The organism is Sphingobium sp. PNB (assembly GCF_019873065.1).
In the GTDB taxonomy this organism is placed as follows: Bacteria; Pseudomonadota; Alphaproteobacteria; order Sphingomonadales; family Sphingomonadaceae; genus Sphingobium; species Sphingobium fuliginis.
The window spans coordinates 125936-148776 of sequence record NZ_JAINEZ010000001.1 but is presented as its reverse complement, the minus strand read 5'-3'; the positions used below and the strand labels follow the sequence as shown (position 1 = coordinate 148776).

The 22841-nt window shown below is 64.9% G+C and carries 16 protein-coding genes; 7 read left to right on the top strand and 9 right to left on the bottom strand.

Features of this window, described 5'->3' with window-relative positions; genetic code table 11:
* Window positions 1-91: 91 nt before the first annotated feature.
* From K7W03_RS00610 to K7W03_RS00585, 6 genes are all read left to right on the top strand, one after another.
* Window positions 92-2980 (top strand): TonB-dependent receptor, encoded by a 2889-nt coding sequence (locus tag K7W03_RS00610; RefSeq protein WP_222885243.1) that lies wholly within the window; start codon window positions 92-94, stop codon window positions 2978-2980.
* 83 nt (window positions 2981-3063) lie between these two features.
* The gene (locus K7W03_RS00605) at window positions 3064-4608 is read left to right on the top strand and encodes a tryptophan halogenase family protein (RefSeq protein ID WP_222885221.1); all 1545 of its coding nucleotides are present in this window, start codon (window positions 3064-3066) and stop codon (window positions 4606-4608) included.
* Between the two features lie 80 nt (window positions 4609-4688).
* On the top strand, window positions 4689-5819 hold the full coding sequence (locus K7W03_RS00600) for a glycoside hydrolase family 43 protein (protein ID WP_222885220.1): 1131 nt from the start codon (window positions 4689-4691) through the stop codon (window positions 5817-5819).
* A 101-nt stretch (window positions 5820-5920) separates the two neighbouring features.
* Window positions 5921-8545 (top strand): glycoside hydrolase family 3 C-terminal domain-containing protein, encoded by a 2625-nt coding sequence (locus tag K7W03_RS00595; RefSeq protein ID WP_222885219.1) that lies wholly within the window; start codon window positions 5921-5923, stop codon window positions 8543-8545.
* Between the two features lie 39 nt (window positions 8546-8584).
* Window positions 8585-10153 (top strand): alpha-N-arabinofuranosidase, encoded by a 1569-nt coding sequence (locus tag K7W03_RS00590; protein ID WP_222885218.1) that lies wholly within the window; start codon window positions 8585-8587, stop codon window positions 10151-10153.
* A 21-nt stretch (window positions 10154-10174) separates the two neighbouring features.
* On the top strand, window positions 10175-11146 hold the full coding sequence (locus K7W03_RS00585; RefSeq protein WP_222885217.1) for an alpha/beta hydrolase: 972 nt from the start codon (window positions 10175-10177) through the stop codon (window positions 11144-11146).
* Window positions 11147-11198: 52 nt separating this feature from the next.
* Here the strand turns inward: K7W03_RS00585 and K7W03_RS00580 are convergent, their stop codons facing one another.
* Window positions 11199-12986: an FAD-dependent oxidoreductase gene (locus tag K7W03_RS00580; protein ID WP_226869584.1), complete on the bottom strand. Its 1788-nt coding sequence runs from the start codon at window positions 12984-12986 to the stop codon at window positions 11199-11201.
* Window positions 12987-13125: 139 nt separating this feature from the next.
* Window positions 13126-14517: a sugar transferase gene (locus K7W03_RS27655; RefSeq protein WP_044661119.1), complete on the bottom strand. Its 1392-nt coding sequence runs from the start codon at window positions 14515-14517 to the stop codon at window positions 13126-13128.
* A gap of 291 nt (window positions 14518-14808) precedes the next feature.
* Between K7W03_RS27655 and K7W03_RS00570 the strand changes: the two genes are divergently transcribed.
* Window positions 14809-15225 carry a hypothetical protein gene (locus tag K7W03_RS00570; RefSeq protein ID WP_140043460.1) on the top strand — a complete coding sequence of 139 codons (417 nt, stop codon included), beginning with the start codon at window positions 14809-14811 and terminating at the stop codon, window positions 15223-15225.
* Between the two features lie 215 nt (window positions 15226-15440).
* Here the strand turns inward: K7W03_RS00570 and K7W03_RS00565 are convergent, their stop codons facing one another.
* The 7 genes from K7W03_RS00565 to K7W03_RS00535 all read right to left on the bottom strand — a co-directional run bounded on the left by K7W03_RS00565 (window position 15441) and on the right by K7W03_RS00535 (window position 22839).
* A complete protein-coding gene (locus K7W03_RS00565; protein ID WP_226869583.1) occupies window positions 15441-16067 on the bottom strand; it encodes a response regulator transcription factor in 627 nt (208 codons plus the stop codon).
* Entirely contained in the window at window positions 16054-17997 is a 1944-nt protein-coding gene (locus tag K7W03_RS00560) for a PAS domain S-box protein (RefSeq protein ID WP_044661118.1), read from the bottom strand. The genes K7W03_RS00565 and K7W03_RS00560 overlap by 14 nt, the downstream gene beginning before the upstream one ends.
* Before the next feature lie 255 nt (window positions 17998-18252).
* Complete coding sequence (locus K7W03_RS00555; RefSeq protein WP_222885216.1) at window positions 18253-19713, bottom strand: lipopolysaccharide biosynthesis protein; 1461 nt, start codon at window positions 19711-19713, stop codon at window positions 18253-18255.
* 10 nt (window positions 19714-19723) lie between these two features.
* Window positions 19724-20281, bottom strand: a complete 558-nt coding sequence (locus tag K7W03_RS00550) for an acyltransferase (protein ID WP_025547651.1) — start codon at window positions 20279-20281, stop codon at window positions 19724-19726.
* Window positions 20278-20808, bottom strand: a complete 531-nt coding sequence (locus K7W03_RS00545; RefSeq protein WP_025547653.1) for an acyltransferase — start codon at window positions 20806-20808, stop codon at window positions 20278-20280. The genes K7W03_RS00550 and K7W03_RS00545 overlap by 4 nt, the downstream gene beginning before the upstream one ends.
* Window positions 20809-20812: 4 nt before the next feature.
* Window positions 20813-21043, bottom strand: coding sequence for an acyl carrier protein (locus tag K7W03_RS00540; protein ID WP_025547655.1), 231 nt, complete (start codon window positions 21041-21043; stop codon window positions 20813-20815).
* Complete coding sequence (locus K7W03_RS00535; RefSeq protein ID WP_222885215.1) at window positions 21043-22839, bottom strand: HAD-IIIC family phosphatase; 1797 nt, start codon at window positions 22837-22839, stop codon at window positions 21043-21045. Before K7W03_RS00535 ends, K7W03_RS00540 begins: the two co-directional genes overlap by 1 nt.
* Between the last annotated feature and the right edge of the window lie 2 nt (window positions 22840-22841).

The following is a 22841-nucleotide window of genomic DNA, read 5'->3' as shown; positions in this document are numbered from 1 at the left end:
CCTGATCAAGAAAACATGATCGCCGCAGCAATAGTGCCGCGGCGTTCGGGCGAGATATTGTCTGAACAAGGGGAGGATCATGACGTATAGAATGACCAAGGCCGAACCGGCGCGCGGCCGTGCCGCGCTTGCGGCGACGGCAAGCCTGCTGGTCCTGGCCATCGCCGTTCCGGCCACGGCCCAGGACGCCGCGCCGGCCAGCGATGCCGACATCATCGTCACCGGTATTCGCGGCTCATTGCAGCGCAATCTCGACATCAAGCGCGATTCTTCCGGCGTCGTCGACGTCATTTCCGCGGAAGACATCGGCAAGTTCCCGGATTCGAACGTCGCGGCGTCGCTCCAGCGCCTGCCGGGCGTATCGATCAATCGCGCCGGTTCGCGTGGCGAGCCGGACGGCATCACCGTTCGCGGTTTCGCCGGAGACTTCAACGAAACGCTGATCGACGGCCGCAGGATTTCGACGGCGACCGGTGGACGATCGGTCGACTTCACCACTGTCGGATCGGACTTCGTGGGCCAGCTGGCAGTCCTCAAGACGCCCGACGTTTCCTTGTCGAGCAGTTCGATCGGCGCCACCGTCAATATCTCCTACCCCAAGCCCTTCGATCACCCCGGCACCCGCGTCGCGATGAGCGCGGCCGGATCGGTCCAGGACGATGCCGGCAAGATCGTGCCGACGATCGGCGGCCTGTTCAGCACCACCTTTGCCGACGACACAATGGGCATCCTTGTCGACGCGGTCTATACCCGCCGCGATACCCAGGTGAACCGCGTCTATGTTTCGGGTTGGCAGGGCGGCCGGTTCGCGCCGTGCCAGCTTGCAGGCAGCACCGCCGCAAGCTGTTCCCCGACGTCGAATCCAGAATCCGCCGCCTGGGCGACCCCGACCAACCGGCAGAATGTCGTCGGCTGGTATCAGCAGCAATATGGCGCCGACCAGCGCTATACCAAGGATGAACGCATCGACGGCCGCATCGCCTTCCAGTGGCAGCCTTCGGACGACGTGCTGCTGACCATCGACGACAATTATTCGCGCCAGAAGATCGTGACCGACATTTCCGGTTTCGGCATGTGGTTCAACCAGGGCGACCTGCGCAATGTGGAGCAGGACGAGAACGGCACGACGATCAATTTCATCCAGGCGGGCACGCCGACCGACTTCACGGCCGGCCGCGACAGCCGTCTGCTGGAAACCAATCAGGTCGGCGTCAACCTGAAATGGGATGCGACCGACAATCTGAAGTTCGAAGCGGACGCCTCCTACGCCAAGAGCCGGCAGAACCCCGGAAACCGGATCGGCAGCGAGAATGGCGACATCGGCTATGGCGGCTTGCTCGGCACGGCGCTGGGCGTCCGCGTGACCGGCGACAGCAAGAACAGCTTCCCCGAACTGACGACCTATGGCCCGGCCGGCGATCAGTCGCGCTGGAGCGATCCCACCATCATCGGTTCGCACGTCACCGTGCGGTCGGTCCAGAAGAACTCCGATGAGATCAAGCAATTCCGTCTCGGCGGCACCTGGGAGGACGACAGCTTCCGCGTGAAGTTCGGCGGCCGCTATATGGAGGACCGCTTCCGGCTGGAGAACCGCAACACCTTCGCCAATAATTTCTGGCAGGCCTATGCGGGCTACGGCACACCTTCGGGCCGGAATACGGGCGTGCCGATCCCGACCAGCCTTTATGGCCGTCCGATCAGCCTGAACAACTGGATTCCGGGCTTCTCCGGCAATCTGCCGCCGGAACTGCTGGCCTATGATCCGCGCGCCTATCAGGAATATCTGGAAGGGCTGGGCAATCCGCAGACGACGAACATCCCGGGCTTCAACTATGCCGATCCCACGGTCGGGCCGAATTTCACGGGAGCCTTCGACCTCGCGCTCGATCCCGGCAGCGTCCAGGACATCAGGGAACGAACCTGGTCCGCCTATGTCAGCGTGAATTTCGAACATGAGATTGCGGGGATGCCCTTCCGCTTCAATGCGGGGGTTCGCGAGGAGATCACCAACCTCACGTCCAGCGGCGTCGGTCGCCTGCCCATTGCCCTTACGGGCAGCGCCGCCGACCCGACGCTCCTCAACGTCACCTTCTCCGAAAGTCAGCCGATCTCGACGAAGAGCAGCTATTCCTATCTGCTTCCCAGTCTGGATATGAAGCTGGAGGTCACGGACAATTTCCACCTCCGCTTCGACGCATCGCGGACATTGACCCGTCCTTCGCTCAACACTCTGACGCCCGTTCTGAACGTCGGTGTGGGCCAGCGCGTCGGCGCGCTGACCGCGACCGGGGGCAATCCAAGATTGCAGCCTTTCCTCGCGGACAATTTCGACTTCGCGGCGGAATGGTATTATCAGCGCAACTCCTATGCGGCGGTGAACTTCTTCATCAAGGACGTGTCGAACTTCATCGTTGCCGGCACGCAGCGCCAGACCATCAACGGCGTGGTCGATCCGACGACGGGCCAGCCGGCCGTCTTCACCGTGTCGCAGCGGGTCAACGGCCCGTCCGCCACGATCAAGGGCGTGGAACTGGCATGGCAGCATGTCTTCGGCGACAGCGGCTTCGGCTTCAATGCCAACGCCACCTTCGTCGATACGAACAAGCCCTATGACAGGACCGACCTGTCGCAAAGCGGTTTCGCGGTGACCGGCCTTGCCAACAGCGCGAACTTCGTCGGCTTCTACGACAAGAACGGCTTCCAGATCCGTGCCGCCGTCAACTGGCGCGACAAATATCTGCAGGCCTTCGGCCAGGCGCAGAACAATTCGGCCTTCGGCGCCGAACCGACCTTCGTGAACGAGGCGTTGCAGGTCGACCTCAGCACCAGCTTCGACATCACGAAGCAACTGACCATCTTCGGCGAGGCGCTGAACCTCACCAACGAAACGGTCAGCACCCATGGCCGGTTCAGCAACCAGTTGCTTGACGTCTATGCCTATGGCCGGCGGTACACCGCAGGCGTTCGTTACCGCTTCTAACCTGTCTCGCCCTGGGGGGATGTCGGTTGACATCCCCTCCCTTTTTGGCGTTCGTTACCGCTTTCCCTATCAAGGCTGTCGCCATGGTTCATCCCGTCCGCAACATCGTGATCGTCGGCGGCGGGACCGCCGGATGGCTGACCGCCGGCGTGATCGCCGCCCGCCATCGCAGCCGCATCGGCAACGGCTTCACCGTGACGCTGGTCGAATCCCCCAACGCGCCGATCATCGGCGTGGGCGAAGGGACATGGCCGACGCTGCGCACCACCCTGTCGCGCATGGGCATTTCCGAAACCGACCTGTTCCGCGAATGCGACGCCGCCTTCAAGCAAGGGGCGCGCTTCGCCCGCTGGACGACGGGAACGCCTGACGACGGCTATTACCACCCCCTGATGCTGCCCCAGAATTTCGGGCAGGTGAACCTTGCCCCCCATTGGCTGGCGAGCGAGGGGGATGAAAGTTTCTGCGACAGCGTCTGTTCGCAGGGCCGCATCTGCGACGACGGCCTGGCACCCAAGACCATCGCGACCGCCGAATATGACGCGCTGGCCAACTATGCCTATCATCTGGACGCGGGCAAGTTCGCGCCCTTCCTGCAACGCCATTGCTGCGAAAAGCTGGGCGTGCGTCATGTCCTGGCCGATGTGGAGCAGGTGCTGATGAAGGAGGATGGCGACATACGCGCCATCCGCACCACCCAGGCCGGCGAGATCGAGGGCGACCTGTTCGTCGACTGCACCGGATTCAAGGCGCTGCTGATCGAAGGCGCGATGAAGGTGCCGTTCAGGGACTGCAACGACGTGCTGTTCTGCGACACCGCGCTCGCCATGCAGGTGCCCTATGAGCGGTCCGACAGCCCGATGGCGTCGCACACCATCTCCACGGCGCAGAGCGCGGGCTGGATCTGGGACATCGGCCTGCCGACCCGGCGCGGCATCGGCCATGTCTATTCCAGCAACCATATTTCCGACGAAGAGGCGGAACGGGAACTGCGCGCCTATATCGGTCCGCTGGCCGAAGGGCTGGGCGCGCGGAAAATCGCAATCCGTTCGGGCCATCGCGAAACCTTCTGGAAGGGCAATTGCGTCGCCGTGGGCCTGGCCGCGGGCTTCCTCGAACCGCTGGAGGCGTCGGCCATCGTCCTCATCGAACTGTCGGCCAAGATCATCGCCGAGCAGATGCCCGCCTGCCGCGAGGTGATGGACATCATCGCTTCGCGATTCAACGCCACGACCCATTATCGCTGGGGGCGGATCATCGATTTCCTGAAGCTGCATTATGTGCTGACGAAGCGCACCGACAGCGATTTCTGGCGCGACAATGTCCGGGAGGAGACCATTCCCGATCGTCTGAAGGAACTGATGCTGCTCTGGCGTTACCAATCGCCCTGGTTCCTCGACGAGTTCGACCGGGTGGAGGAGGTCTTCCCGGCGGCGAGCTACCAATATGTGCTCTACGGCATGGGATTCCGGACAGAGGTCGACCGGCCCGCCCTGGCGCGCGACGCCCATCTGGCGGACCGCGCCCGGCGGGAAAATACCGCCATGACGGCGAAGCTGCGCGCCGGCCTGCCGCGCCATCGCGATCTGATCGACAAGATCGTGGCCCATGGACTGCAACCGGTCTGACGGCCATATAATTTGTCGTACAAGATTGCCTTCGCAAAATGGTAGCGCTATCGTTGCGGGAATAACCAGAGAGGATCAGCATGCCCATGAAGTTGCGCGCATTGGAAGCCCTGCCGCTCGCCGCCCTGTTGCTCGCCGCCGGATGCCAGCAGTCGCAGCCGGCGAACGAAGCCCAGCCGAAGGCCGAAGCGAAGCGCGACGCATCCGAATATCTGTCGCAGCCGCTGGTCACGGACATCTACACCGCCGACCCGTCCGCCCATGTGTGGAACGGGAAGATCTACGTCTATCCCAGCCACGACATCGACGGGCCGACGCCGGAGGACGATCTGGGCAGCCATTTCGAGATGCGGGACTATCGCATCCTGTCGATGGACAGGATCGGCGGCCCCGTGACGGTCGGCCCGGTGGCGCTGGATGTGAAGGACGTGCCTTGGGCCGACAAGCAGATGTGGGCGCCGGACGCTGCGTACAGGAACGGCACCTATTATCTCTACTTCCCGGCCAAGGACAAGGCGGGCGCCTTTCGCATCGGCGTCGCCACGTCGAAGGACCCCATGGGTCCGTTCAAGGCGCAGCCGCAGCCGATCAAGGGCAGCTATTCGATCGATCCCGCCGTCTTCACCGATGATGACGGATCCAGCTATATGTATTTCGGCGGCATCTGGGGCGGACAGCTTCAGCGCAATGTCGACGGCAAATATGATCCCGATGGGTCGAAGACCGATCTGGGACAGGACGACAAGCCCGCGCTGGCGCCGCGCGTCGCGAAGCTGACCGGCGACATGCTGGAATTCAGCGAAGCGCCCCGCGCGATCCAGATCCTGGACGACAAGGGCAAGCCGCTGCTGGGCGGCGACCATGACCGCCGTTTCTTCGAGGCGTCGTGGATGCACAAATATAAGGGCAAATATTATTTCAGCTATTCGACTGGGGATACCCATTATCTGGTCTATGCCATCGGCGATTCACCCTATGGTCCCTTCACCTACAAGAGCCGCATCCTGGAGCCGGTGGAAGGATGGACGACCCATCATTCCATCGTCGAATGGAACGGGAAATGGTGGCTGTTCTATGCCGACAGCCAGTTGTCGGGCCAGACCCGCCTGCGCAACGTGAAGGTGACCGAACTGCATTATAATCCCGACGGCACGATCCGGACCATCAATCCCTTCGTCGCCAAGGGGACGAAGGACGGCGCGGCCCATTGAGCGCGCCGGGCGCGGGGGAAGTGCCATCCCCCGCGCCCCACCGACCAGGGCAAGAACTACCAGGCGACGCTGAAAACAGCGCGCTTCTTGGGGAGATAATCATGAAGACCGCTTTCGCCTTGCGCGCGGCCGGCGCGATATTGTGCCTCGCGACCCCGGCAACTGTCCATGCGCAGGCCACGGACATATGGGCGGAAGCCGACGGCAAGGCACGGGAGATCGTCGACAGGCTGACGCTGGACGAGAAGGTCGGGCAGCTTCTGAACGTCGCGCCCGCGATCCCGCGCCTCGGCATCCCGGCCTATAACTGGTGGACCGAATCCCTTCATGGCGCGATCGGGGCGGTGCCCACGACCAATTTTCCCGAACCCATCGGCCTTGCCGCCACATTCGACGCGCCGTTGATCAGGCAGGTCGCCGCCACCATCGGCACGGAGGTCCGGGCGCTGCATAGGCTGGGGCGGCAGACCGGGCATCTCGGCCGGATCGGCACGGGCCTCGACACATGGTCGCCCAACATCAACATCTTCCGCGATCCGCGCTGGGGCCGGGGGCAGGAAACCTATGGCGAAGACCCCTATCTGACGGCGCGGATCGGCGTCGCCTTCGTCCAGGGCATGCAGGGGGACGATCCGGACCTGCCTCTGGTGGTCGCCACGCCCAAGCATTTCGCGGTCCATAGCGGCCCCGAACCCAGCCGTCACACCGACAATATCTTCGCCACGCCGCACGATCTGGAGGACACCTACCTCCCCGCCTTCCGCGCCGCCATTGTCGAGGGCAAGGCCGGGTCGATCATGTGCGCCTATAACCGCGTCGACGGGCAACCGGCCTGCGGCAGTCATATGCTGTTGCAGGACTATCTACGCGGCGCATGGGGCTTCAAGGGCTATGTCGTGTCCGACTGCGACGCCGTGGTCGACATTTACGAACATCACAAATATGCGCCCGACGCCGCCACCGGCGTTGCCGTCGCGCTGCGCTACGGGGTCGACAGCGAATGCAACAATGCGACGCTGGGCGGACGCACCGACCTTGGCGATCGATACAAGGAATCGCTGGCGCGGGGCCATATCGGCATGGGCGACATCGACACCGCGCTCGTCCGGCTCTTTTCCGCGCGATACCGCAATGGCGACCTGCCGGGCCTGTCTTCCCGCAAGCCCAACGCGATCCCCCCGAGCGCGATCGGTACGCCGGATCATCAGGCGCTGGCGCTGAGCACCGCGGAAAAGAGCCTCGTGCTGCTCAAGAATGACGGCGTCCTGCCGCTGAAGCCCGGGACGAGAATCGCGCTGGCTGGGCCTTTGGCGGATGCGACCCGCGTGCTGCGCGGCAATTATTCCTCGGCCAAGAGCGCTCCACCCATTTCGGTCGCGGAGGGCCTGAAACAGGTCATGGGCGCGGACAGCGTGACGGTGATCCCCTTCAGCCCGTCGATCACGGACGGCGACCTCGTCCCCGGCACCGCGCTGTTGACGCCGGACGGCAAGCCGGGAATCAAGGCCGAATATTTCAACGCCACGGGCAAGGACCAGTTTGCAACCCGGCCGGTGCTGACGCGGACCGAAACCAGCATCGTATCGCGGGCGGCCGAGTTCAAACAGTTGTCGGACCAGCATCGGGTCCGCTGGAGCGGCTATCTGGTCGCGCCGGAAACCGGCCTCTATCGGCTGGCGCTGACCGGAGTGAAGGGCGAGGTCTCGCTGAACGGCAAGCCCGTCGTCTCCGCCAGCGAATATTCGCGCTGGGCGGAACCGCTGAAGCTGGTCGAGGTGCGCATGACCAGGGGCGAGCGCTACGCCATCCGCCTGCAGGGCGAGAGCGGCGTCGCCGCCAGCCCGGCGATCTTCTGGAAACGGATTACCGACGATCTCGACCGGGATCTGACAGCGGACGCGAAGGATGCCGATGTCGTCGTCGCCGTGGTCGGCCTGACCTCCGACCTGGAGGGCGAGGAGATGCCCGTCAAGGTGGAGGGATTCGACGGCGGCGACAAGACGACGCTGGACCTGCCCGCCGACCAGCGCGCCTTCCTGGAAAAGGCCAGGGCGCTGGGCAAGCCGCTGGTCGTCGTCGCCATGAATGGCAGCGCCATCGACCTGTCCTGGGCGAAGGAGAATGCCGCCGCCATCGTCGAAGCCTGGTATCCGGGCCAATCCGGCGGGCTGGCGGTCGGCAATGTCCTTTCGGGCAAGGCCGATCCGGGCGGCCGACTGCCCGTCACCTTCTACAGGAGCGTCACTGACCTGCCGCCCTTTACCGACTATAGGATGGAGGGGCGCACCTATCGCTATTTCAGGGGGAAGCCCGTCTATCCCTTCGGCCACGGCCTCAGCTACACCAGCTTCCGCTACGCCCCGCTGACGGTCGAGCCGGTGAACGGTTCGGTCGAGAATGGCCTGAAGGTGCGCACCGCCATCACGAACACCGGCGCGCGGCCGGGCGACGATGTCGCGCAACTCTACATCACGCCGCCACGGTTCGGGGGCGCGCCTCGCCTTGCCCTGCGCGGCTTCCAACGGGTGACGCTGAAGCCCGGCGAGACCCGGAAGGTGGAATTCACCTTGAGCCCCCGCGACCTCAGCTTCGTCACCATCACGGGCGAGCGCGGGCTGATACCGGGCGATTATGGCCTGAGCGTCGGCAGCGGCCAGCCGGACGACGGCGTGCAGGTCCAGCAGGCCCGCTACAGCATCGCCCGGATGATCCCGCTGCCCAAATAGGTTTCGCCCATCCGCCGCCATTTTCCGAAGAGGACGACCATGATCAAGACCCTGCGCCGCACGACCGCCGCCTTGCTTCTCTGCGCCAGCGCATTGGCGGCGACGACCGCCAGCGCCGACACCGCCGGCAAGCCGACCACCGCCACCATCCATGCCGACCGGCCCGGCCCGGTCTATGACCGCCGCATCTTCACGCAATTCGCCGAACATCTGGGCCATGGCATCTATGGCGGCCTGTGGGTCGGCAATGATCGGTCGATCCCCAACACCAATGGTTTCCGCAACGATGTGGTGGCGGCGCTGCGCAACCTCTCCGTCCCGGTGATCCGCTGGCCGGGCGGCTGCTTCGCGGACGAATATCACTGGCGGGAGGGCGTCGGCCCGAAGGGCAAGCGCCCGATCAAGGTCAACACCAATTGGGGCGGCGTGACCGAACCCAATAGCGTCGGCACGCATGAATATTTCGAACTGCTGCGGCAGGTCGGCGCGGAAGCCTATATTTCCGGCAATGTCGGCAACGGCACGCCGCAGGAAATGGCGGAATGGGTCGAATATATCACCGCGCCCGCCGGCAGCCTGGCCGATGAGCGCGCGAAGAACGGGCACAAGGAACCCTGGGCGCTGCCCGCCTTCGGCATCGGCAATGAGCTGTGGGGCTGCGGCGGCAACATGCGCGCCGAATATGCCGCCGACGTGACGAAGCGCTATTCGACCTTCCTGAAGGTTCCGGCGGGCAAGACGCTGGTGCGGATCGCGTCGGGCGCGAACGGCGGCGACTATAACTGGACCGAAGTGATGATGCGCGACGCGGCCAAGCAACTGGATGCGCTGTCGCTCCATTATTACACCCTGCCCCAGGGCGGCTGGCCGCCCAAGGCCGATCCGGTCAATTTCGACGAGACCGCATGGGCCGACACGCTGGCCGCCACATGGAAGATGGACGAGCTTATCACCGGCCATAGCAAGGTGATGGACAAATATGATCCGCAGAAGCGGATATTCCTGGCTGTGGACGAATGGGGCACATGGTATGCGCCCGACCCCAGCACCAATCCCGGCTTCCTGCGGCAGCAGAACACGCTGCGCGACGCGCTGGTCGCCTCCGTCAACCTCGACATCTTCGCCAAACATGCCGACCGGGTGCGCATGAGCGCCATCGCGCAGATGGTGAATGTGTTGCAGGCGATGATCCTGACCGAAGGGAAGAAGATGGTGCTCACCCCCACCTATCATGTCTTCGAAATGTACAAGCCCTGGCAGGACGCGACGGTGCTGCCGATCGACATCGACACGCCCTGGTACAACAAGGACAGGTTCGTCATGCCGGCGGTCAGCGGATCGGCGGTGCGGGCCAGGGACGGCAAGGTCCATGTCGGGCTGTCGAACCTCGATCCCAACCAGACCAATATGGTGACGGTGAAGCTGGACGGGCTGAACGCCGCCAATGTGTCGGGCCGCATCCTGACCGCCCCGGCGATCAATTCGCACAACAGCTTCGACGCGCCGGAGGTGGTGAAGCCCGCCGCCTTCACCGGCGCGCAGGTGAGCGGCGGCACGCTGACGGTGGCGCTGCCGCCCAAGTCGGTGGTCGTGCTCGACCTGCAATAACGATAATCACAGGAGGATGAGATGAAGCATCTATCTGCCCGGAAGGCATTGCGGCGCCCCTTCCGCTTCCCGGCGGCCCGCGCTTTCGCCATCGGCATCGCCGCCTGCGCCTTGACTGCTCCGGCGCTGGGTCAGGCGCAGGACGACAGGATGACGCCCATTGCCGCCCCGGCCCAGCCCGACGCGATCGAACTGGGCACCGGCGCACTTCCCGGCGCCACGGCGAAGGAAAGCTGGCACCGCCAATATGGCAGCCGCTTTGCCCGCAACGTCACCGTTGCGACGCTGACGCCCTTCCTGCCCGATCCGGCCAAGGCTTCCGGCGCGGCGGTCGTCGTCGCGCCGGGCGGCGGTTTCCGCACGCTTTCCATGGACAATGAGGGCTATGACGTCGCGCGGGCGCTTGCCGCCAGGGGAGTTGCCGCCTTCGTACTGAAATATCGGCTGCGCCAGACGCCGGCCGACATGGCGGGTTTCGAACGGTCGATGCAGGAGATGTTCTCCGGCGTGGCCAGGACGCCGCTGCCCGCTCCCGCCTCGGCGGCGACCGACCTTGCTCCGCAACTGGCGGATTCAACCGCCGCCTTCCGCCTGATCCGCGCACGGGCGGCGCAATGGCATGTCGACCCGGACCGGATCGGCATGATCGGCTTTTCCGCCGGGGCGATGCTGACCATGGCGACGGCGCTGTCGACGACGGAAGCGAAGCCGGCCTTCATCGGCAATATCTACGGTCCGCTGGGCAGCATGACAGTGCCGCAGGACGCGCCGCCGATGTTCGCCGCCATCGCCGCCGACGATCCGCTGTTCGGCAATCGCGACTTCAAGCTGATCGACGACTGGCGCGCGGCGCATCGCCCGGTGGAATTCCACCTTTACGAACAGGGCGGCCACGGCTTCGGCATGTATCCGAAGGCGACCACCAGCACCGGCTGGTTCGACGCCTTCGTGCGGTGGATCGACATGCACGGCATGCTCAAGCGGGCGCGGTAACATGGTGGAAGGGAGGGGTTGATCCCATGCCGTCGGATCGGCCCCTCTGTCCTTAGCCTCCCAGCATGCGGTTCAGCCGGAACTTCAGCCGCCGCCGATAATCCTCGAAGGCGGAAACGCCGTGGATGACGCCCTTATTGGCGACCAGCGCGGCCTGGAGTTCCGGCATCGGCACGTCCTGCACGTCGCGCACATTATCTTCGCCCAGCGCCATGGCGGCCGCCCTGCCCGCCGCTTCGCCCAGCGCCATGGACGTCAGTTCCATGCGGATCGTGGCAAAGGCCTGATGCGTCGCCGCCACGCAGAAGGGGACGATGAGATTGGTGCACTGGTCCCGGTGCGGCAGCATCAGGTCCATCGGCAGGGGCGAGCGTTCATATTTCCCGCCGGTCCGCAACATGATCGAGCCTTCATTGCAGATGCCCCATCGCCCCGCCCCGTCCTGCACCGCGATGCGCCGGGTGGAATGGCTGTCCTGCCAATAAGAGCCCATGGCGACGATGCCCTTGCGGCGCGGCTCCGCGCCGTCGACGTCCGACAGGTCCCTGCCCGACCAGTTCAGCCCATTGTCGAGCCGACGCGCTTCGCGGACATAGAGTTGCGGCGACCAGCCCGGCAGGTCGTTGGGATGCGGATGGATGTGCCGGCCCTGAACCAGGCCCCATTCGCGCACCTCGCGTTGCAGGCCCGGCGGAATGCGCGGGTCGCGGCCATAGGCCATGGCGTGGAACCAGCCCCGCAGATAGGCTTCATGCGCCTTCCAGATCTTTTCCCGCGTCGCATAGTCGGCCTGGGGATAGTCGTGGCTGAGGCCCACGGCATCGATGGACATCAGCGCGCGGTTGTTGACGTCGTAAATGCCCGGCGCGACCTCATCCGCCTTCACCAGATCGCGGGCGAAGGTCCAGTCGCGTCCATATATCCGCCCCTTGCGCTGGCGGGCGTCCAGGTCGCGGAACAGCAGTTCGTAGCGGGATTCGTCATAGCCATCGGGCGCGCGGGCGGGCAGGTCCTGCCGCAGGTCGGGACGGTTGGTCATGGTCAGGCGGAAACAATAGGCCTGCACCGCCTTGTCCGCCGCGCCCAGGGGAAGATCGGGCGCCGCCGCGACATGCGGCAGCAGCGCGCCGCCCTCGCCATTCCAGAAAGGGCTGATCGGCGCGATGCTATCCTCATCGGGACGGCCGCCGCGCACCAGATGGCCGTTTTTCGCGCCGCGATAGCCGTTGAGCGGATTGGCGGCGTCGGCCGCCTCCCGCCCCACCTTGAACGCGACGCCGGCACGCGCCATGAGATCGCCTTCATAGCTGGCGTCGATGAACATGCGCCCGCGCACGATCCTGCCCGATTGCAGGAAGAATTCGCTTATGCGGCGATCGACGAGCTTGACGTCCTCCACGCCGTCGGACCAGACCATCGGCACGCCCGCACTGGTCGTCATGCGCTCGAACAGGGGCACGGCAAGGGCGGGATCGAAGGCATAGCGGTTGCGCGGCATGCCGCCCGCCGCGGCGAGCCGTTCGATCACGGCACGGGCCAGGCCGCCAAAGGCGTCGATGTCGCGATAATCGGTCCAGCTCAACCCGCCGGACAGCATGCCGCCCGGCTGCCGTTCCCGCCATCCGCCGACGATGATCGCGGACGCGCCCATCTGCGCGGCGCTGACGGCGGCGACGATGCCCGCCGGCGTCGCGCCATAGACGACGACATCGGCGCGCAAGGTCCGGCGCCCGACCATCGGCCTGCGCGAGGATTGGACGATGCGCGGTTCATTGTCGCGCTGACAGGCCGCCAATGCCGTGCCGGCCAGCCCGCCGGCGAGGAAAGTCCGTCGATCCATGATGCTCCCCAATAATGGAAGATTTATTTCATGCGCGGCGCCGATGATCCATTCGGTGTGATCACTTACCCATTGCGGGGAAATGCGCATTCGGTCGTTCCGGGGAGGGTATCGATCGGAAATGCAGTCTTGCCAGGGATCAGAAGGCGTTTCTGTGCACCAGAATCTGAACGGTGCCGAACAGGATCACGATGTCGCGCATCAGGCTCCAGCCATTCATATATTCAAGATCGGCTTCCACCCGCTGCAAAATATCCGCCCTGGTTTCGGTGGCGCCCCTGAACCCGCGAATCTGCGCGAGACCGGTTATTCCGGGTTTCAGCGCATGCCTTTTCCAATATTGGCGGTCGACGCGCCAGAACAATATGTCCTCCGCCGTCGATCCGATGGCATGAGGTCTTGGTCCCACAAGGCTCATCTCTCCCAGAAGGACATTGATGAGCTGCGGCAATTCATCGATGCTGGTCCGGCGGATGAAGCGGCCGACGCGCGTGATCCTGTCGTCCGTCCGGCTGGCCGAGCGGACGCCGTCCATATCGCATCGCTCCACCTTCATGCTGCGGAATTTGAGGATGCTGAACAGGGTGTTGCCCCGCCCGATCCGTTGCTGACGGAAGAAGACGGGGCCGGGCGAATCCAGCTTGATCGCAACGGCAACGGCGATCATCAGCGGCATCAGCCCGATCAGCAGGGGCACGGTGACGAACAGGTCCAGAAGCCGCTTCGTCGCCCGGTTCGCCAGGTTCAGCGGCCCTCGCGCCACCACCAGCGTGGCCATGTCCTGCCAGCGCCCGACCGTCAGCGGCGCCATGGATTCGACTTCGGGAGAGACGATCTCGCCCAATATATTGCCGCCCTTCAGCATCTGCGCCCAGGTCACGCGGCGGTCGGCGGGGCATGCGACGACCACCCTGTCGTGATCGCGCAGCAACATGCCCAGCCGGTGCAGCATATAGGGGTCGTCCAGATCGGCGCGAAGGCCGATGGCCTGCGCGTCCACCAGGGCCATCTGGCCCGGATTTTCCGGAATCGGGCAGTCGTCCACGATCAGCAGTTCGGCAAACAGCCGGTCCCCGAAATGGCGTTCGAGAAGGCGGCTCAGCAGCAGCCGTTGCGCCAGCAGCAGCCCGCCCGCGCAGCCCAGCCCCGCCAGCACGGCGGCGCGGGAGAAGGTCGAGGTCGATTTCACCGCGAACAGCACGAGGAAGAAGATCAGCACCGTGCCGGCAAAGGCCCGCGCGGCATTGCGGCAACTGGTCGTCGCATTGGTCAGGCCGCGGGGATCATAGGCCTGATTGTGAAAGGCGATGATGAGATAGGCCATGAGCAGCGCCGCGACGGAGGCGCCGCTGTCGCGAAGCCCCCCGGCCACGGGCGCGAGCGCCAGTCCGACGCTCAGCCCGCATGTCAACGCCACCATGTCCCACAGCGCCAGGGCAAGGCAAAGCCAGATTCGCAAGGCGCGATGCGCCGCGGCAGGGCCCCGTCCGCCGGCAGGACGGGTCGCCATCGCCAGGTCAATTCTCGACATGCACACCTCATTTTGCGCGCCTGGAGGATTCTCCGTGCCCGTGGCACGCATTCGATCGAAACGCAGTTGATGCAGAATATCTGTTCCGGCGACCTGATCCTTATCAGCGCTAAATCAGACATAATGTCGCTTCAGGTGCAATCCGGGAGAATACAGAGGGTTGATCGACGGTCCGAAATATCAGCCGGTGCGTATTCCTGCGTAGATGACAGATGACGCCTTTCATCTATAGTTCATACAGGACAGCTTCGCGAAGCAGCCGAAAGAGCTGCGATTGGATGATGGAACAGGATGGCAATGATTATCGCGATGGCGGTCGTCTCCGGGATATGGATGCTTGGGTCCTGTAATCTCTGGCGATTGCAGAACAAGTCGCGGAACATTGTAAGGATTGGGTGGCGGGATCGGCTCTTCGCGCTGCTGTGGTTGCCGGCATCGCTTTATCTTCTGGTCATTTCACTGCCCTATCTCACCTGGGACCTTATCAGGCGGAAGCGGAGAGGACGCACATGGCGCCGGTCGGCGCAGGGCGCGAAACGGGCATCGCTGCGGCTGGTGAAATCATCCGCCCGGGTGGAGGGCCAGGACAGGCAATCGGGCCTGCCGCACCCCCCCTATGGCGGATCGCCATTGCAGGTCGTCAAGAGCAGGGCGGCGCCCGACGATGCCCTGTTCACGATCAGATCGCCGGCAGGACGGCGGCGCTGAAGTTTCAGGAGAGAGAGGAGAAGGCAGCGACGCGCCGGGGATCGGAGGACGAAGGCTCCGCATCCGGGCGCGGTGGAGCGGTTCGATCGGAATATGGCCGGTCGAACCGCTCCTATCGCTCATCCGGCCGCGAAATGCGGCGGAGGGCGGTCCATTTCGGGAGATGGCCCGATCCGGGCCGGAAACAATGGCCGCCGATCGCCGGCCCGTGTTCCTCAGCAATCCAGTTGCCTGCCGATCCCGGCGGCGAACGCCACGCGCAAGGCATCGGACAGGCTGCGCGTCTCCAGCTTGGACATCAGATTGGCGCGGTGGATTTCCACGGTGCGCGGGCTGATGCCCAATTGCAGCGCGATATGCTTGTTCGGCAGGCCCATGGTCAGCCCCGACAGCACGTCGCGCTCCCTGGGGGTGAGCTTCTCCACCATGGCCCCTGCGCGCACCGCCCGCTGACGGCGCGCGCCGGTATCCTGGAACAGCGTCCAGCAATTTTCGACCGCGCGCAGCAGCGTCTCCCGCTCGAACGGCTTCACCAGGAAATCGACCGCGCCCATCTTCATCGCCGTCACGGTGGAGGCGATGTCGCCATGGCCGGTCAGCATGATGATGGGGAAATAGAGTTCCGCCTCGTTCAGTCGCCGCTGCACCTCTATCCCGTCCATTTCCGGCATGCGCAGGTCCATGATCACGCACCCCAGCGGCTCGTTCGCGGCGGCCGCCAGAAAATGCGTGCCGCGCTGCCAGGTGCGGACCGTATAGCCCTCCAGCTCCAGCAGGAAGGCGGTCGCGGCGCGGACCGAATCCTCGTCATCCACGATGTGGATCAGCTTAGTGGGTTCCAATGGCGTTTCCCTTCTTGCGTCTGAGACTGAAACCGAAGCAGCTTCCCGTGACGCTCGGCTCCAGCCAGATCCGTCCGCCATGGGCTTCGACAATGGTGCGGCAGATGGACAGGCCGACGCCGGTCCCCTCTTCCTTGCTGCTGACAAAGGCATCGAAAATCCGGTCCTTGATCGCGGGCGGAATGCCCGAGCCGGTATCGGAAACCAGAAAATGCGTGGTGAGTTCGTCCGCCGCCGCGACCCGCACGGTCAGCCGCCGTTCCGGCTCCTCGCGCATGGCGTCGATGGCATTGCGGCAGAGATTGCCGATCACCTGCTGGATCTGGATCGGATCGGCAAAGATCGATCCGGTGCCCGGCGCGACGTCCATTTCGACGGTGACGTCCGCCGCCTCCGCCATGGCGGCGATCAGCGCCAGGCTGCTGCGCGCCACATCCTGCGCGTCGTGGATTTCCAGCAGCGCCTCTCCGTCGCTGGCGAAATCGCGCAGGCGGCGCATGATCGCGCCGGCGCGCACCGCTTCCTGCGCGGCGGAGCGGAAGATGCGGTTCAGCTTCGGCCGGTCCGCCTCCTGCCCGCGCATCAGCAGGATCGAACTGCCCTCCATATAGGCGGCGAGCGCGGTCAGCGGCTGGTTCAGTTCATGCGCCAGCATGGAGGCCATCGCGCCCATCGCGCTGTAGCGGGTGCCGTGCAGCATCTCCGTCTGGAGCAGTTCCAGCCGCGCCTTGGTCGCATCCTGTTCGGTGAGGTCGCGGATGAAGGCGGTATAGTGCGTCTCATGCGCGCCCTCCATCTTCACGAAGCTCATCTCGATGGGAAAGTTGGAGCCGTTGCGGCGGCGCCCGATCAGCCTGCGCGGATAGGATAGCGGCCCGTCGCTCTCCACATGGAGAGGCTCGTCGCGGACCTCTCGCGGCGGCTGCGCTCCGGTCAGCAGATGGTCGAACTCCGCGCCTTCCAGCTCGCACAGATTATAGCCGAACATGCGGCAGGCGGTGCTGTTCATATAGTCGATCCGCCCCGAAATATCGACGACGAACACTGCGTCGGGCGCGGTTTCCAGGATGGACCGCAATTCCGCTTCGCGTTCCTGAAGGGCGACTTCCTGCGCCCGTTCCGCCGTCACGTCGCGCACCAGCTTGGCGAAGCCCTGAAGCCGTCCCTTGTTGTCGCGCAGCGCCGTCACCACGCAGTTCTGCATGAAGCTGCTGCGGTCGTTCCTGATGAAATGGCAGTCGAATTCGCAGCTGCCATGCTCCTTGGCCAGGGCGAAGGCTTCGGCCATATTGTCTTCCATGCCGGGATGATGGGAATAGAGCAGCGATACCGGGCGGTTCACGATGTCGCGGCTGTCCCAGCCGGTGAAGCGTTCGGCGCCCCGGTTCCAGTGGACGACCCGTCCCTCCACATCGGTCATGTAGAGGGCGTAGTTGACCGATCCGTCGGTCAGCAGCTTCAACTGCTCTGTCAGGCGGTTGACATAGGCGCCCTGCCGTTCCGCCCGCGCACGCCAGAAGGTGGATTTCAGCGCCACCCCATTGGCCGCCACCATGACCAGCAGGAAGGCCAGGCCGTCCTCGCCGGTTCCGCCCCTGATCTTCACGTCGACAATGGCGTAGATGACCGTCAGCAGGCCGGCGGTGGTGACCGCGCCCGGGCCGATCCCCATCAGGGTGGCGACGGAAATCACGATCAGGGTGAGGACGGCATAGTCCCCGGCGGTCAGCGACGCGACGCCGTTGCGGAAAATCCACGAGGACGCGAGGAAGACGATGACCAGCGACGCGATATATTTGCCGAGGCCGCTCCAGCGCACTTCGGCAATCCACGCGGCCCACGCGGCGGGGACGAACCGTCGCGACGCATTACGCATGAATGCCAGCGAGAAACGCCGCTGAAGGCGCTCCCCGGCACCGGTTGCAAGCATAGTCTTTGACTCCGCGCTTATAGCCCAGAACTATTTCTTGCGACCTTGGTTTTTATTGGAGCAGGCCGGGATCGGCCCGACTCCACTCATGCGTCATCCCCATAAGCCAGCCCTTCCTAAGGGAAATAGCTTAAGGGGAATTGCTGCGTTGCAATAGTGGTAACAGCATGGTCACGGATTGCCTAGTAGGTATTGCTACGGAATTTTACATCTTTACGGCAATAAAATCGCGCAAGAGCAATATATTAACATAGGTTATGCCGTGCCGTAGCGGCCCCTGGCGAACATCAGGAGCTGAACCAGCGCGTTTCGCCCGAGCAACAGGAGCGCAACGCCATAGGCCAGCGCTCCGGTGAGGATGGTGACGGTCAGCGCTTCGGCCGGGGCCATCTGGACCAGAAAGGGCCGCGCGCCCAGAACGCATCCCGCCATGGCCGCGGAAGCGAACAGTCCCAGCCGAACGGCGCGCCAGTAATCGGCCCAGCCGATCGGCAGCAGCAGGACCACGCCCAGGACGGAGAGCGGGTAGAGCAGCCAGGCGCGCAGGGTGAAGGCGGCGGCGATCGCGCCCGGCCCCTGATCCGCCGTCGCGAAGAAGAGGGTGCAGTTCACCACGGCATAGAGGGCGGCGAGCCATGTCTGCCATTGCGGCTTGCCAAGGGCGAGCATGAGCGACTGGTTATAGATGCCGACCGCCTGGAGCGCGCCGAAGAGGCTGAGATATTGCATCACCGGCACCGCCTCCGCCCAGCGCGGTCCGAAGACGAGATGGATGAAGGGATCGGCCACCAGCGCCATGCCGACAAAGGCCGGGGTGGTGATCAGCGATGTCGCGGATACGAGCTTGAGGAAGGCGGCCGCCAGTCGCGGCGGATCGTGCTTGAGCTGGGAGAAGGCCGGGAAGGCCACGCGGGAGAGGGCCCGCGCCAGCAGCAAGTTGGCGGCCAGCAGCGCGCGCTTGCCGACCGTATAGACGCCCGCCGCCGCCGCGCCCAGCACGACGCCCACGATCAGCACGTCGGAGTTGGAATTGAAGAAATTGGCGATGCCCGTCAGCGTCACATGACGGCTGTAGAAGAAGATTTCCCGTCCCTTCTGCCGCGCGAAGCGGAAGCGCGGCCGCCGGGGGCACGCCGCCCAGAGGATCGCGGCGCCGATCAGGGCGGTCGCCAGATTCTGCATCACCAGCGCCGTCAGCCCATAGCCAGCCATCGCCATGGGAATGCCGACCAGCGCGCCCGCCATGGTCGACAGGGTGGATCGCACCGCCAGCGGCCGCATCATCAGCGCCCGCGTCAGCCAGGCCTGCGGCACGACGTTCAGCGCGGAAAGGAAATTGGCGATGCTGAGCCAGCGCAGCACCCATGCCAGGCCCGGCTGGTCCAGCGCCCGTTCCGCGACGCCGGCGCAGGCCAGGGTGAGCAGCAGCATCAGCGCGCCCAGGGCGAAGGCGATCCAGAAGGCGGTGTCGTCCAGGTCGGGATCGTCGCGCCCGGCGCTGACCATCGGGGCGCTGATGCCCGACAGCACCGTCATCTGGAAGAACTGCCCCGCCAGCAGCGCCATGGCGACCACGCCCAGCGCCGCGGCGTCGACATAGCGGGCGACGATCATGAAGGCGAGGAACTGAAGCGCCTGCACGCTCCAGCTTTCGACCAGCGACCAGGCCATGCCCGATCGGATTTTCCCGGCTATGCCGCCCGTGGTTGCGGACATGATGCCTCCCTTATTGTCTTATGAAATCGTCGCCCGCGCGGACATGCTTGACGAAACTGGCCGGATTGCCGCGCCAGAGCTGGCGGGGGGGAACATCCTGGAACACTACGGCGCCCGCGGCTATGACGCTGTGATCCCCGATCGACACGCCCGGCAGGATCGTGGCGTTGCGCCCGATCCAGACATTGCGGCCGATGCGGATCGGCCGGGGTCGGGCGGCATGCCCTTCATGCACGGCATGGAAGCTGGTGTCGAACAGGCTGGCATGATCCCCGATCCGGCTGAAGGCGCCGATCTCCACACTGGCGGCGCTGAAGATGGTGACGCCGCTGTTGAGCGATACCTGATCGCCCAGGACGATCCGGCCGCTTCCGGCGGTCTTCAGCCTGATGCGGGCAGGCTCGTTGCGCAGGCGCACAGCCTCCCCCAGGATAAGTTGCCCGGCGAGATAGGGGACGCCACCGCGCACCCGCAACGCCCGGCCCGCCTTGCCGCCCGCCGCCCGCAGGCGCCAGCGGGTCCATCGCGCATAGAGGTCGTCGAGCCGGGCGGTGACGAACAGTCTCATCGGCGCGTGAACACCAATTTGGCGGGATTGCCCGACATGACCGACATGGCCGGCACCCGGCCCGACACCACCGCATTGGGCGCGATGATCGCGCCATCCTCTATCTGGCTGTTGTCCAGGATCACCGCGCCCGCGCCGATCCAGACATTGTTGCCGATGCTGGTCGGGCCGCCCGACTGCAACCCCTGTTCGCGGATCAGCCGGTCGGCGCGGTCATAGCGGTAATTGACGCCGATGATGGAGACGTTCGGGCTGATCAGGCAGTCGTCGCCGATGACGATGCCATGGCTGTGCCCGGCGATGAACACGCCGCAGCCTATGTCGGTCCGCTCCCCGATCCGCACCGGCCCTTCGCTCGCCTTGATCTTCACGAAGGAGCTGATCTGGGACCTGCGGCCGATCTTCAGCAGCCTGCTCCATTCCAGTTCCGCGCGCGGGCTGACGATCGCGCGCCCGGCGAACAGATGGTAGAGGCTGTGCACGAAGCCCGGAATGGCGAAGCGGCGTATGGCGACACCCATGCGCATGGCGTCACGCCTCGCCCAATGTCCGCGACAATTGTTCCACCGTGCGGATCTCGGCGATCTGGTCCATGCTGAGGCGCACGCCATATTGCGCCTCGAACGCGGTGATGATCCGCAGATGGGCCAGCGAATCCCAGCCGGGCACGTCGTCCCGGTCGAGGCGCAGGTCGATCCGGGACGGATCGACTTCGATGATGTCGCCGACAAGGTTCAGCAGGTCGTCCATGTTCACAGCCATTATTTCGTCTCCAGCATGATCCAGTCGCAATCCCTGAACGCGACATCCGCCCGGCAAAGCGCATAGTCGGTGCGGTCGCCGCCATCGGCAGCGGCAAAGCCCTGATCGTCGAAAAAGCCGCGCACCGGGCCGTTCTTGGCCGTCGGAACATGGCTGCCGTGCAGGGATGCGGCGCCGCTTTCCAGAAAGCGGCGCTTGACATCGTTCATCACGGCATGTTCCAGGCCCCGGCCCATGGCGCGGCAGCTCATCAGGAAATGCCGGATATGGAGCGCCGCGCCCTCCCGCCTCAGGGCGCAGATCGCCACCGTGCCCAATTGCCCGAAGCGGTCGCGCAGATCCGCCACGATGAGCTGCCATGCCGGGTCGGTCATCATCGCCTCCACCTCCCCCATGGTGGGGCGGCCGGTGGTCAGGTTGAACTGGTTGGTCTTGTTGAAGAGCTGATGCACCCTCAACAGGTCGGCCGGCCCGGCGTCGCGGATCGCCGCGCGCATGTCGAGCCCGCGCAGATAGTCCATCGGGTCGCAGGACGCGCACAGCGCATCCCGCCCGGCGGCCAGCGCATAATGTTCGGTCCTGGCCCTGTCCTCCGCCGTCAGGCGGCTTTTCTCGAACCAGGGCAGCGCGTCCAATATGTCGACATAGTCGGATGGATCGGGCGGCAGCAGCACGGCATGGACATCCGGGCAATATTGCCGCACGGCCGCAATCTCCGCCGCGTTGTCGTCGAGGAACACCAGCGCGTCCAGACCGATGTTGAGCTGCCTCGCAATCTTCCCGATCCCCGTATATTTGCTGTCCCAGCCTATCGCCGTCGCCGCCATATCCGACAATTGCAGCGGCATGTCGTCACGCAGGCGAAACACTTCCTCGACATCTTCCGGATTGTTCTTGCTGCACAAGGCGAGCAGGATGCCGCGTTCCTTCAGCGCCTTGATCCTGAGCTGGAAGGCGCGGAACGCCTCCCCTACCATGTCGCCGCGGCCGACGCGGATGCCATGGGGGCCGTCCTCGCCCACCACCCCGCCCCACAGGCTGTTGTCGAGGTCCAGCACCAGGCATTTGCGCGCGGCGCCGAGCGCGCCGACCAGCGCATGGGCGAAGACCGCGCCGAATTCCCGCATCATCGCATCCGTCCAGCCCAATCCGGCGATATAGTGCATCCGGCGATCCACCGCCTGGCGGGTGCCGACCCGGCCCATCGCCTCGACCACGTCGAGCATCATGGCCCGGGGGCGCGCCCGCACGGCGCGGAGCAGCGCCAGGTTCAGGTCCAGGAAGAATTCGCGCTCGCCATAATCGCTGCTGAGGTCCGCGACGCCCAGCGCACTCGCAGGACAGGGGAAATTGGCGACCATCAGCGTCGCCGCGGTGCGCATGACCGCGCTGTCGATCCAGCCCTCCACCTCCGCCATCATGTCGTCGCGCAGGCGATGACGGTCCTCGACGGAGAGCTGGTGGAACCGTTCGAAGGCGTCGGGCCGCATCGCCTGCGCCGACAGCAGCAGGACGATGACATGGGGGTCGAAGCGCTGGAGCGCCTCGCCATGCAGGTCCTGCATATATTGGCCGAAGGGGCTGACATGGAATGCGGACATCTGGCCGACCTTCGCCGCCTCCACGCGCAGGAAGGGGGTGAGAAGGTCCAGCGTGACATTGCCCATCAACGCCACGTGCACGCCCGCCTGCGCCTCCATCTCGCGCAGCAGCCGGCCGGTCTTGCGGTAGTCGAGCGCCGCCGATCCGGCGTGCAGCGACTGCATCATCTCAGCAAAGCCCATCTGGGTGGTCATTT

Coding starts and splice junctions, on each gene's coding strand:
- K7W03_RS00610 (WP_222885243.1), top strand. CDS start 92: ATGACCAAGGCCGAACCGGCGCGCGGCCGTGCCGCGCTTGCGGCGACG.
- K7W03_RS00605 (WP_222885221.1), top strand. CDS start 3,064: ATGGTTCATCCCGTCCGCAACATCGTGATCGTCGGCGGCGGGACCGCC.
- K7W03_RS00600 (WP_222885220.1), top strand. CDS start 4,689: ATGCCCATGAAGTTGCGCGCATTGGAAGCCCTGCCGCTCGCCGCCCTG.
- K7W03_RS00595 (WP_222885219.1), top strand. CDS start 5,921: ATGAAGACCGCTTTCGCCTTGCGCGCGGCCGGCGCGATATTGTGCCTC.
- K7W03_RS00590 (WP_222885218.1), top strand. CDS start 8,585: ATGATCAAGACCCTGCGCCGCACGACCGCCGCCTTGCTTCTCTGCGCC.
- K7W03_RS00585 (WP_222885217.1), top strand. CDS start 10,175: ATGAAGCATCTATCTGCCCGGAAGGCATTGCGGCGCCCCTTCCGCTTC.
- K7W03_RS00580 (WP_226869584.1), bottom strand. CDS start 12,986: ATGGATCGACGGACTTTCCTCGCCGGCGGGCTGGCCGGCACGGCATTG.
- K7W03_RS27655 (WP_044661119.1), bottom strand. CDS start 14,517: ATGTCGAGAATTGACCTGGCGATGGCGACCCGTCCTGCCGGCGGACGG.
- K7W03_RS00570 (WP_140043460.1), top strand. CDS start 14,809: ATGGCAATGATTATCGCGATGGCGGTCGTCTCCGGGATATGGATGCTT.
- K7W03_RS00560 (WP_044661118.1), bottom strand. CDS start 17,997: ATGCTTGCAACCGGTGCCGGGGAGCGCCTTCAGCGGCGTTTCTCGCTG.
- K7W03_RS00555 (WP_222885216.1), bottom strand. CDS start 19,713: ATGTCCGCAACCACGGGCGGCATAGCCGGGAAAATCCGATCGGGCATG.
- K7W03_RS00550 (WP_025547651.1), bottom strand. CDS start 20,281: ATGAGACTGTTCGTCACCGCCCGGCTCGACGACCTCTATGCGCGATGG.
- K7W03_RS00545 (WP_025547653.1), bottom strand. CDS start 20,808: ATGCGCATGGGTGTCGCCATACGCCGCTTCGCCATTCCGGGCTTCGTG.
- K7W03_RS00540 (WP_025547655.1), bottom strand. CDS start 21,043: ATGGCTGTGAACATGGACGACCTGCTGAACCTTGTCGGCGACATCATC.
- K7W03_RS00535 (WP_222885215.1), bottom strand. CDS start 22,839: ATGACCACCCAGATGGGCTTTGCTGAGATGATGCAGTCGCTGCACGCC.